The 9,264-nt window shown below is 67.5% G+C and carries 14 protein-coding genes and 1 pseudogene; 11 read left to right on the top strand and 4 right to left on the bottom strand.

The window, feature by feature from the left end:
- The 9 genes from ACWF94_RS24210 to ACWF94_RS24170 all read left to right on the top strand — a co-directional run.
- Positions 1-1,281 (top strand): AAA domain-containing protein (locus ACWF94_RS24210; RefSeq protein ID WP_453492147.1); only part of this gene is annotated, 1,281 nt, incomplete at its 5' end.
- A gap of 395 nt (positions 1,282-1,676) precedes the next feature.
- Positions 1,677-2,708, top strand: coding sequence for a helix-turn-helix domain-containing protein (locus tag ACWF94_RS24205; RefSeq protein ID WP_453492144.1), 1,032 nt, complete (start codon positions 1,677-1,679; stop codon positions 2,706-2,708).
- A 124-nt stretch (positions 2,709-2,832) separates the two neighbouring features.
- Complete coding sequence (locus ACWF94_RS24200) at positions 2,833-3,216, top strand: SH3 domain-containing protein (protein WP_453492141.1); 384 nt, start codon at positions 2,833-2,835, stop codon at positions 3,214-3,216.
- Between the two features lie 204 nt (positions 3,217-3,420).
- Positions 3,421-3,819, top strand: a complete 399-nt coding sequence (locus ACWF94_RS24195) for a VOC family protein (RefSeq protein WP_453492138.1) — start codon at positions 3,421-3,423, stop codon at positions 3,817-3,819.
- A 319-nt stretch (positions 3,820-4,138) separates the two neighbouring features.
- On the top strand, positions 4,139-4,348 hold the full coding sequence (locus tag ACWF94_RS24190; RefSeq protein ID WP_453492135.1) for a hypothetical protein: 210 nt from the start codon (positions 4,139-4,141) through the stop codon (positions 4,346-4,348).
- On the top strand, positions 4,332-4,856 hold the full coding sequence (locus ACWF94_RS24185) for a DUF6879 family protein (RefSeq protein WP_453492132.1): 525 nt from the start codon (positions 4,332-4,334) through the stop codon (positions 4,854-4,856). Before ACWF94_RS24190 ends, ACWF94_RS24185 begins: the two co-directional genes overlap by 17 nt.
- Positions 4,846-5,679, top strand: a complete 834-nt coding sequence (locus tag ACWF94_RS24180; RefSeq protein WP_453492129.1) for a helix-turn-helix domain-containing protein — start codon at positions 4,846-4,848, stop codon at positions 5,677-5,679. The genes ACWF94_RS24185 and ACWF94_RS24180 overlap by 11 nt, the downstream gene beginning before the upstream one ends.
- Positions 5,680-5,902: 223 nt before the next feature.
- Complete coding sequence (locus tag ACWF94_RS24175; RefSeq protein WP_453492127.1) at positions 5,903-6,136, top strand: DUF397 domain-containing protein; 234 nt, start codon at positions 5,903-5,905, stop codon at positions 6,134-6,136.
- Positions 6,137-6,240: 104 nt separating this feature from the next.
- Positions 6,241-6,747, top strand: coding sequence for a hypothetical protein (locus tag ACWF94_RS24170; protein ID WP_453492124.1), 507 nt, complete (start codon positions 6,241-6,243; stop codon positions 6,745-6,747).
- Between the two features lie 22 nt (positions 6,748-6,769).
- Here the strand turns inward: ACWF94_RS24170 and ACWF94_RS24165 are convergent, their stop codons facing one another.
- From ACWF94_RS24165 to ACWF94_RS24150, 4 genes are all read right to left on the bottom strand, one after another.
- Positions 6,770-6,973: a hypothetical protein gene (locus tag ACWF94_RS24165; protein WP_453492121.1), complete on the bottom strand. Its 204-nt coding sequence runs from the start codon at positions 6,971-6,973 to the stop codon at positions 6,770-6,772.
- Positions 6,970-7,296, bottom strand: coding sequence for a hypothetical protein (locus tag ACWF94_RS24160; protein ID WP_453492118.1), 327 nt, complete (start codon positions 7,294-7,296; stop codon positions 6,970-6,972). Before ACWF94_RS24160 ends, ACWF94_RS24165 begins: the two co-directional genes overlap by 4 nt.
- Positions 7,297-7,436: 140 nt before the next feature.
- Entirely contained in the window at positions 7,437-7,622 is a 186-nt protein-coding gene (locus tag ACWF94_RS24155) for a hypothetical protein (protein WP_453492115.1), read from the bottom strand.
- A 44-nt stretch (positions 7,623-7,666) separates the two neighbouring features.
- On the bottom strand, positions 7,667-8,056 hold the full coding sequence (locus ACWF94_RS24150) for a hypothetical protein (RefSeq protein WP_453492112.1): 390 nt from the start codon (positions 8,054-8,056) through the stop codon (positions 7,667-7,669).
- Positions 8,057-8,210: 154 nt separating this feature from the next.
- On the opposite strand from ACWF94_RS24150, the pseudogene ACWF94_RS24145 reads away from it, so the two are divergent.
- Together ACWF94_RS24145 and ACWF94_RS24140 are read left to right on the top strand one after the other, a co-directional pair.
- A pseudogene (locus ACWF94_RS24145) lies at positions 8,211-8,993 on the top strand (helix-turn-helix domain-containing protein); the annotation flags it as partial.
- Between the two features lie 34 nt (positions 8,994-9,027).
- Positions 9,028-9,231 (top strand): DUF397 domain-containing protein, encoded by a 204-nt coding sequence (locus ACWF94_RS24140; RefSeq protein WP_453492109.1) that lies wholly within the window; start codon positions 9,028-9,030, stop codon positions 9,229-9,231.
- Positions 9,232-9,264: the final 33 nt, after the last annotated feature.

Below are 9,264 nucleotides of genomic sequence, written 5' to 3'. Positions count from 1 at the left end.
CTCGCCGACACTCTGGGCGCCGGCCACCGGGGCGTCGTCGTGGACTCGCCGCCCGGCGCCGGGAAGTCGACGCTCGTGGTCCGCGCCGCCCTCGAACTGGCCCGCGCGGGCCGTCCGCTGATGGTCATCGCCCAGACCAACGCCCAGGTGGACGACCTGGTGCTCCGCCTCGCCGAGAAGGACCCGGAGCTGCCCGTGGGGCGGCTGCACAGCAATGACCCCGACCCGTACGACAAGGCACTCGACGGACTTGCCAACGTCCGCAAGTCGGCCAAGGCGGGTGATCTCGCGGGCCTGGAGGTCGTGATCTCCACGGCCGCGAAGTGGGCCCATGTGCAGAACGTGGAGCCCTGGCCGCACGCCATCGTGGACGAGGCGTACCAGATGCGCTCCGACGCGCTGCTCGCGGTCGCGGGCCTCTTCGAACGCGCCCTGTTCGTAGGCGATCCGGGACAGCTCGACCCCTTCTCGATCGTGGGCGCGGACCAGTGGGCGGGGCTGTCGTACGACCCGTCCGCGAGCGCGGTCTCCACCCTGCTGGCCCACAACCCCGAACTGCCCCAGCACCGGCTGCCGGTGTCCTGGCGCCTCCCGGCGTCGGCCGCGCCGCTGGTGTCCGACGCCTTCTACCCGTACACCCCCTTCCGCAGCGGTACGGGCCCCGGCGACCGGAAGCTGTCCTTCAAGGTCGCGTCGGACGGCTCCGCGCACGACCGGGTGCTGGACGAGGCCGCCGAGTCCGGCTGGGGTCTGCTGGAACTGCCCGCCCGCCACACCCCGCGTACGGATCCGGAGGCGGTACGGGAAGTGGCGCGCGTCGTCCGCCGCCTGCTGGACCGCGACGGCCGCGCCACGAGCACCGCCGACGCGGCCCCCACCCCGGTCGCCGCCGACCGCATCGCCGTCGGCACCGCCCACCGCGACCAGGCCGCCGCCGTCCGCGCCGCCCTCCTTGACCTGGACGTCCCCGACGTCACCGTCGACACCGCCAACCGCCTCCAGGGCCGTGAGTTCGACGTCACCGTCGTCCTCCACCCCCTCTCCGGCCGCCCCGACGCGACCGCCTTCCACCTGGAGACCGGCCGCCTGTGCGTCCTCGCCTCCCGGCACCGGCACGCCTGCGTCGTGGTGTGCCGCGCTGGGGTGAGCGAACTCCTGGACGAACACCCGTCGACGGAGCCGGTGTCCCTGGGCGTCACCGTCAAGTTCCCGGACGGCTGGGAGGCGAACCACTCGGTCCTCTCCCGCCTCTCGGAACACCGGGTGAGCCTGCGCCCGTGACCCGTACGGCCGCGGGACCCTGCCCAGGGGCCCTGGCCGGCGGCTGGGGCCACTGATGAAGGCGACTCCCCCCGTTCCCGAAGGGAGTCGTCTCTGGTACCAGGTCAGGGCTGCGTTTCCCCCATGACCACGACGCGCCAAGGCCGCCTGGATTCCTCGGTGAGGCGGTTGGCACGGTCGCGTGCTCCGGCCAGGAGGCGATCCCGGCGAACACCGACCTACGGGCGGGGCGTCAGGGTTGGCTCGCCCCTGCCTCGCCACCGCCCCCGCCTCCGCGGTCAACTGGGCGCGAATCGCCGTACCGCTCTGTCCAGGAGCCGGTATGGCGTCCGTTCCGGGCAACCTCACACCCTGCACCGGGGCGATGAGGTCTCCATCGGAGGGAGTCACGAAGCGTGTTGAACGAAATGGCCTTCTGCGGCAAGGACGTCCCTGCGCGGGACCGCTTCGACTACTGGCGGGAGCTGATCGGCCGTACCCACGCACCCAGCGAGATGACCAGTGACCACGCCAGCGATTTCGACGCGAAGCTGCGCATGTTCGATCTCGGAGCAACGCGCGCCTGGACCGCGACCTTCCAACCGATGCGCTTTCACCGGACGCCCCAGCTGATCAGACGGTCCGACCCCGAGCTGTGCCATGTCACCCTCGTGCTGCGCGGAGTCGTGGGAGTCAGTCAGGGCGGCCGGCAGGCGGTGTGCGGCAACGGCCACGACTTGTTCGCCCTCGACACCTCGCGGGACTACGTCTGCCAGGTGCTCGACCCCGGCCGGCCGATGACCGGCGTCAGCCTTGAGGTTCCGAAGAAGTTGCTGCACGTGCCTGCGCGGGCGCTCGACGCGCTCCCCCGGTTGCGGCTGTCGGATCAGAACGGGGTCGGCGGCCTGCTCGCGCAGTTCGTCCACCGTCTGACCATGCAGAGCCACACCTTCCAGCCGTCCGACGGCCCCCGGCTGGGTGCCGTCGCCCAGGACCTGCTGTCAGCGCTGCTGGCCCATGAACTCGACGCCGACGAGGCGCTCCCCGCGGAGACGAGCCGTCGGACGCTGGTCCTGTGCATCAAGTCCTTCATCCAGCAGCACCTGGCCGACCCGCAGCTCTCCCCCGGCGCCATCGCGGCCGCGCACCATATCTCCGTCAGCCATCTGCACCGGCTCTTCCGCGGTGCCGACACCACCGTCGCCGCATGGATCCGCAGCCGACGTCTGGAACGCGCCCGCGACGACCTGGCCAACCCCGCCCTTCAGCAGGTTCCCGTCGCCCATATCGGCGCCCGCGCGGGGTTCCACCAACCCGCGACCTTCAGCCGTGCCTTTCGCGCCGTCCACGGCCTGACGCCCGGGGACTACCGCCACCACATGTTGAGCCCCCTTGTGGCCCCCGCAGGAGACGGAGCGTCAAGGCAAGTGGCTTCTGGGAGTCAATGACACCTCAGCGCCGTGCCAGCACTCTGGTGGACGGACTTCCCGGCGAGGGCAGGAAGCCGTCCCGCCCGCTCGCAGAAGTGCGAGGACCGGCCGGGAGGTCAACCCACACAAAGGGGATCGCCCTATGAGAAAAGCGGGATTACGCAACGTAATAGCGCTCTCCACCCTGGCTCTGGTCAGCGGGCTGACCATCGGGCCCGCCGCCGCGGCTCCGGCCTCGCCCATGGCCCCGCTCGACTGCACCCACCCCCACAGCAACAAGGACGGCGGCTCCGGCTACGGCGAGGACCCCGACGGCAGCATTCACGTCCGCACCGGGCCTCACGAGTACTGTGCCGTGGTTGAGGTGGTCTCCAACAACCGTCTGCTGTACTGGCATTGCTGGACCGAGAACAGCGCGGGCAACAGGTGGACCCATCTGCGGGTCGCCGGAACGCAGATCAACGGCTGGGTGGTGGACAGCAAGCTCACCGGCGGTGGCAGCAACGGCGCCAACGACCGCTGCTGATCGACACCCCGTATCCACACCACAGTGCGCCCCGCACCCAGCCAAGGGGGCGGGTCCGGCATACCGGCCCCGCCCCCTTCTTCCACGACCCGACCCGACCCGCTCGGGCAGATCCATCCGTGGCGCCGGCCCGTGAGAACCCGTCCTTCAGCCGGTTCTGGAAACTGCGCGACACCGGCCACCAGGCTCGGGGATCATGGGAGCATGGCGCGACTTCACGACATCGTCTTCGACAGCGCCCGGCCCGCGGCCACGGCTCGCTTCTGGGCCGCGGCTCTGGATGGTTACGCCGTCGCGCCCTATGACGATGCGGAACTCGCCCGCCTGCGCTCCGAGGGCATCACCAGCACCGAAGACGACCCCACCGTTCTTGTCGAGACGGCCGACGGAGGACCTCGTCTGTGGTTCCAGCTCGTGCCAGAGACCAAGAGGGTGAAGAACCGTGTGCACCTGGACCTGCTCGCCGCGGACCCGGAGGCGGAGATCCGACGCCTGACCGCTCTCGGAGCGACTGTCCAAGCCCGCCACACGGACAACAACAACAACATCGTGCTGACCGATCCCGAAGGCAACGAGTTCTGCCTGTCTCCGGCGGACCGATGAGCGCCGGGGGCCGTTGACGTCCGGGACGATCTCCACGTGTCCGGTGTGACCACGGCGTCGGAGCCGTCCTCCCTGGACAGCCTCATTCAGCGGGCTGAGCCCGCACCAGTTCGGCAAGCGTCAAGTCCGCGGACGGCTGGGAGGCGAACCACTCGGTCCTCTCCCGCCTCTCGGAACACCGGGTGAGCTGGCGCCGTGTGCCATGATCATCTACCCGACAACGCGAATATCGGCGATGTGCCATGGTCCCGGCGCATCCCGTCGCCTTAACCTCCTCCCAACAGCAGGGAACCGACCCTGCATCGAAGAAGGGGTAACGATGGCGCGCGAGGAACTGACCCGCCTCACCGGAAGCGTCGGCGATCCCAACTGTGATGACGACGACTGCCCAAACGTCTACCGGACCAAAAGCGGGTCCTTCGTCGTCCAGGGGGATGTGTCCGACGCTTTCACCCCGCCTGTCGGCGAAGGCTTGGTGGAGATCCCTGAGCACATTTTCAAGGAGGCTGTCCGTGCTCTTGGATGGTGAGGATTGGCGTCGGTTCTTCGATGCCTTCGAGCGGGAAGCATGGCGATTCGAGGCCCAGCCGACGTACACCATGCCCAATGAGCAGGAGAACGTGGCCCGTTTCCTGCGCGGCGAGGACAAGCCTGCCGAGCACAATGCGCGCTGGCATGAGCGAGTGCGCGGGTACGTCACGTCCGGAAGACGCATCGGTCGTGTACGCATCGTGCGCCGACCGCTCACGGACTATCAGCGGTACCAGTTCGCATGGGGCATTCCCGGCAACATTGCGGCTGGCGAGGATATCCGTATTCTGGACGTGACGCACGAGACCTACGATCTGCCGCTCTCCGGGCGTGACTGGTGGATGTTCGATGAGTCCCGCATCGCTCATCTCAACTACCGCCCGGACGGGACCCAGATCAATCGCGAAGCGTACGAGGGAGACCCTGCGTCGTACCGGGAATGGAAGGAACGAGCCCTGGCGCACGCTGTGCCGTTCAAGGAGTACGTGAAGGTTCTTGACGTTTGATCCTGAGCAGTTGGACCGATCGAGGTCCGACCTCGCGGAGATCCTTCGCACCATGCGCAAGCGAGCCAGCCGTACACAGGTCTGGCTCGCTCAGCGCTGCAACATGTCCCAAACCAAGCTCAGCAACATTGAAACCGGTCGAATTGCACCGAGTCTTGTCGACGTCGAGTTGATTCTCAGAGCCCTCGATGCTCCACAGCACATGGTGGTGGAAGTGGCCGCTCTGGCCCGACTCGCTCACACGGAGTGGCAGGGGAAGCGGGCTTCGTGGCGCAGAGGCTTGGAGAAGCGGCAAGCGGAGTTGGCGGGCCTGGAGGCGAAGGCAACAACTCTCCGCTACTTCCTGCCTGCCATGGTGACAGGTCTCCTGGCCACACCGGAGTACATCAAGGCGAGCCTTTCTCGTTCACCGGTGGACGTCTCCAAGACCGTCGTAAGAAAACTGGAGAGGCAGTCGGTCCTCTACAACAGTGCGAAGCAGTTCACCTTCCTGCTGACCGAGCAGGCCGCCCGGTGGGCTGTCGTTCCGCCTGCTGCTCTGGCCGTGCAGATCGACCGCCTTATTTCATTGTCCCACCTGCCCAACATTCATATTGGCATCATCCCCTTGGGGGCAGAAGTCGGGTGCGGTCCCATGAATACATTCACGATCTACGATGAACGACTGGCGACCGTCGAGACTTTCACGGGGCGAATAGTATTCCAGGACGCCAGAGATGTTGCAGAGCATCTCGATGTGTTCAACCGGTACACCCGCCATGCGTTGTTCGGCGATGAGGCCAGGGTCCTGCTCGGAGAGTGGGCGACCATCTGCCGCTCATGATCCTCTATTCGGCAACGCAAATAGTGCTGGATTTGCCGGCCCGGTGGGCCGAAGATCTCTCCATGCGTCAGATCGGAGATTCCGGGGCGGCGCGGCAGCGGTGTTTTTCCAGGTACCTCAATCTCTCTTGGAGAGGTGTCCTGGAAGCCGCGCTTACTTCCGCCTGCCAGAGGCGGAGGACGGCCGCCCATGCGGCCGTTGGACGATCGGGAAGGAAATCAGCATGTCGGATGAAGAGAACCTGTACGCGCTCGACATCAACGGCGCCGCGTTCGCGCGGGCGTGCGGCGGCAACACGCACCCCGACGGCGAATCGTGCGTGACCCTCGCACGCATCGGTGCCCATGCGTGGGCACTGGGCGACAGCAAGCGGCCGGGCGTGGAGCCGCTGCGGTTCACCACCGCCGAGCTGGACGCGGCGGGTATCGACCCCGCCCGCTTCGGGCTCTCCGCCTGACCTCTCTTTGTCTCCGACCGGTCTCAGTCCCCCTGCGTAGGTCAGAGGCCGGTCGGATTCCAACTCTTCCGTACTCCCTCGTACTCCCCGAAGGGAAAGGACAGTTGCACCACCACGGGTATCTGTGGACCGGCCCGAAGCAACGGTTCGATGACGAGGCGCTGAGGCGTCCTCCGCGCTCTGTCCCGCCTCCGGGCGACAGCAGACCGGAGCTGGTCCAGCGCTACAAGGAAGTGAAGGCGGAGTTCCCCGTCGTGGACCTCCCGCCGCTCGAAACCGCGTACTGGCTCATCAAGCCCAGGAAGCTGGTACGCGGTACCTGGGAAGAACCGAAGGAAGCGTCGGACTGGCTCGGGGAACGACTGGCCGAGCACGCCCCTCGGTTCGGCTCAGACACGTACCGGGACGCTACCCACCTGGCCGTATTGGTCGACTCCGCGACGGAACGGCTCGGTTGGGGTGGCGATGTGTCCCACGGCTTCTACCTGGAACATCCGTCGTTTCTGTCCCTGGCCCTGGTGTGCTGCCCGAACCGCGCGGCTCCCGGACTGGACTGCCCGCTCAGGCAGCCCGGCGACAGAGAAGTCCCGGCCCCTGAGGGCCGGGACTGATCTCTCCGCTGCCTGCCCCGGGCTACGCGCCCCGGTTCAGCTCTCCGGCGACCGGGGCGGGGGCGAGGCCCACGACGTGCCGGGGGCAGGCGTAGAGGGTGACGGGAGGACCGCTGGCGCGTTCGATGTGCCGGACGGGCATGGGGGCGCTCGTCCACTTCTTGCAGACGCAGCAGTACGCGCCCGGTGCGGGGGTGGGGTCGCTGATGATGGCGTCGCGGGTCACGCGGGCACCCCCGTACGGACCTGGTGGACACCCTCGGCGACGTACGGGTAGTCGTACCCGCGCATCGCCCATGCCACGGCGAAATGGCGTTCTCGCCGTACGGGGGTGAGTACGAGTGTTTCCTCCGCCCGGAAGACCGCTCGGGCCTCCTCGGCGCTCGGTCCGGCCCACGGCCGGGACCAGGGGCTGGCCGGCACGGGGTCGCCGGCGGGGGCCGGGCGTCCGGCGAGGTGGGCGGCGCTGTGGCGTCCGGGCCTCGTGCGGCGCGTCAAGGGAATCATATTCAGCACCCATACGAGTGCACGGGCGATACGATCACACATACGTCGTTCAGCTCCTTAGCAAGCTGTCTTGGCGAGCCCCGACAGACCGGGCCTAATCGGTCGGTCGGGGCGTTTCGGCTGGGTGGTAGATGCCGGTCCGTCTCTGCGCGGGTGATCCCGCGCACGACGGCGGCAAGGTGTCAGGGCCTGGGCGGTACGGCGTCGCGCACATGCACCACGCCGTGCGGGTTGGCCTTCTGGATCGCCCGCTTACCGGCGGCCTTCGCCTCCTCTGGGCTGTCCGCCATCACGACCGTGGTGGCCCCCTTCTCCGGTTTGTTGGGGCTGGTGACCACGCCCGTGACCCGGTACGGCTTTCTGGCCAACGGAGTACCTTTCACTGTGCGTACGCTCCGCGCACGGTTGGGTGTCACAGCCCCCGGCGGCTGTTGGCATTGCGTTCCGCCACAGCCCTTCTCAGCCGGTCCCGGGCCGTGACGACGGAGAGATCGGAACGTGCGGCGATCGCGTCGCGGTGCTTCGCCAGCCCGGCGTACAGGCGCTCGACGCCGGTACGGGTCACCTGAGGGAAGGGCCCACGCGGTGTCCCCGGGGGCAGCTCGATCCATACGCGCCCGTCCGGCGTCTCGACCACCTCGGGCGGCGCCAGCCAGCGGTCCGCGCGGCGCTCCCAGCGGTCGCGCTGCCGGGCGGAGATCTCCGCGTCGCTGAGCACGCGGGTGCGCTTGGGCAGCGCTTCCGGCTCAGGGGGTAAGGCGGGTCTGCGCTGAGCGCCATCCTGCTGTGGGTTGTCGGTCACGGCGGTGTGCCTCCTCGCTCGCTCCCCTCGGGGCTTTCGATGCGTGACCAGATGACCACAACTAGCGCTAGTCTTAGGCAACTTGCAGCTCCTCTTGCAAGTGCAGGAGCCCTGATCTGATCCGGGTTGAAGGCAGAGATGTGAGGTCAAGAGCATGGATGAGGACATCGTCGTAGAGGGCTTGCATCCATACGCATCGTTTGGGCTGGACGTCAAGCAAGTACGGAAGGCTAGGAAGATGACCCAGAAGGGGCTCGGACTGGCCACCGGATACTCAGAGGGGCACGTCTCCAAAGTCGAGGCCGGCAAGGTGACACCCAGCGCGAAGTTCGCGCTTGGCTGCGACCGGGCGTTCGGGACAGGCGATCTGTTCGCACGCCAACTGAGCAGGGTCGTTGAGGGTGACTATCCGAGTTGGTTCCTGCCGTACCTAGGACTCGAACGAGAGGCTTCACGGATCTCCGACTTCTCGACCACCTTGATCATGGGCATGTTGCAGACGGAGGAGTATGCGCGCGCTGTCTTCCGCACTGGGATTCCCCGTGACGGGGAACCTGAGATCGAGGGCCGGGTCGCCGCCCGACTGGCACGCCGCAAGGTGCTGGAGCGTGACGTGCCGCCGTCCCTGTGGGTCGTGCTGCATGAGTCCTGTCTGCGGACCGTGGTCGGTGGCTTCGAGATCATGGAACAGCAACTCAACTATCTGTGTCAGCAGGCGGAGTTGCCGTCGGTAACTCTCCAGGTCCTGCCCTTCAGCGAGGGCCCGTCGGCTCATCATCTGCCGTTCACGTTGCTCGTATTCAAGGCAGGCCCGACGTTGCTGCACACGGAGTCGCCCCAAGGCGGGCGTCCGTACGACGACGCCGAGACAGTGGCTGCCGCGAGCGATAGATACGATCGGCTCCGGGCCGACGCCTTGTCGCCCGCGGAATCGATCGTCTACATCCAACAGCTCGCCGAGGAGTATGCCCATGCGCAGCGACCTGACTGGTTGGGTCAAGAGCACGTACAGCGGGAACGACGGTGGTCAGTGCGTCGAGTGGGCCCCCGCGTACGCCCCGTCCGGCGTCGTCCCCGTCCGGGACAGCAAGGTCGGTGACGGTCCGGTTCTGATGCTGTCGCCGGGTGCGTTCGCCGGGCTGGTGGCGCTGGCCCGTAGCGCCGATGTGAGCTGACGCCAACTCTGCTCAAGGAGCCCCACCCGGCAC

Source organism: Streptomyces sp. NPDC055078 (assembly GCF_053607985.1).
The sequence above is the reverse complement of the archived record's forward strand: the minus strand, read 5'-3'. Positions and strand labels throughout refer to the sequence as shown.

Excerpts from the sequence above, each read along its gene's own strand:
- ACWF94_RS24200 (WP_453492141.1), top strand. The coding sequence starts at position 2,833 with ATGAGAAAAGCGGGATTACGCAACGTAATAGCGCTCTCCACCCTGGCT.
- ACWF94_RS24195 (WP_453492138.1), top strand. The coding sequence starts at position 3,421 with ATGGCGCGACTTCACGACATCGTCTTCGACAGCGCCCGGCCCGCGGCC.
- ACWF94_RS24190 (WP_453492135.1), top strand. The coding sequence starts at position 4,139 with ATGGCGCGCGAGGAACTGACCCGCCTCACCGGAAGCGTCGGCGATCCC.
- ACWF94_RS24175 (WP_453492127.1), top strand. The coding sequence starts at position 5,903 with ATGTCGGATGAAGAGAACCTGTACGCGCTCGACATCAACGGCGCCGCG.
- ACWF94_RS24160 (WP_453492118.1), bottom strand. The coding sequence starts at position 7,296 with ATGTGTGATCGTATCGCCCGTGCACTCGTATGGGTGCTGAATATGATT.
- ACWF94_RS24140 (WP_453492109.1), top strand. The coding sequence starts at position 9,028 with ATGCGCAGCGACCTGACTGGTTGGGTCAAGAGCACGTACAGCGGGAAC.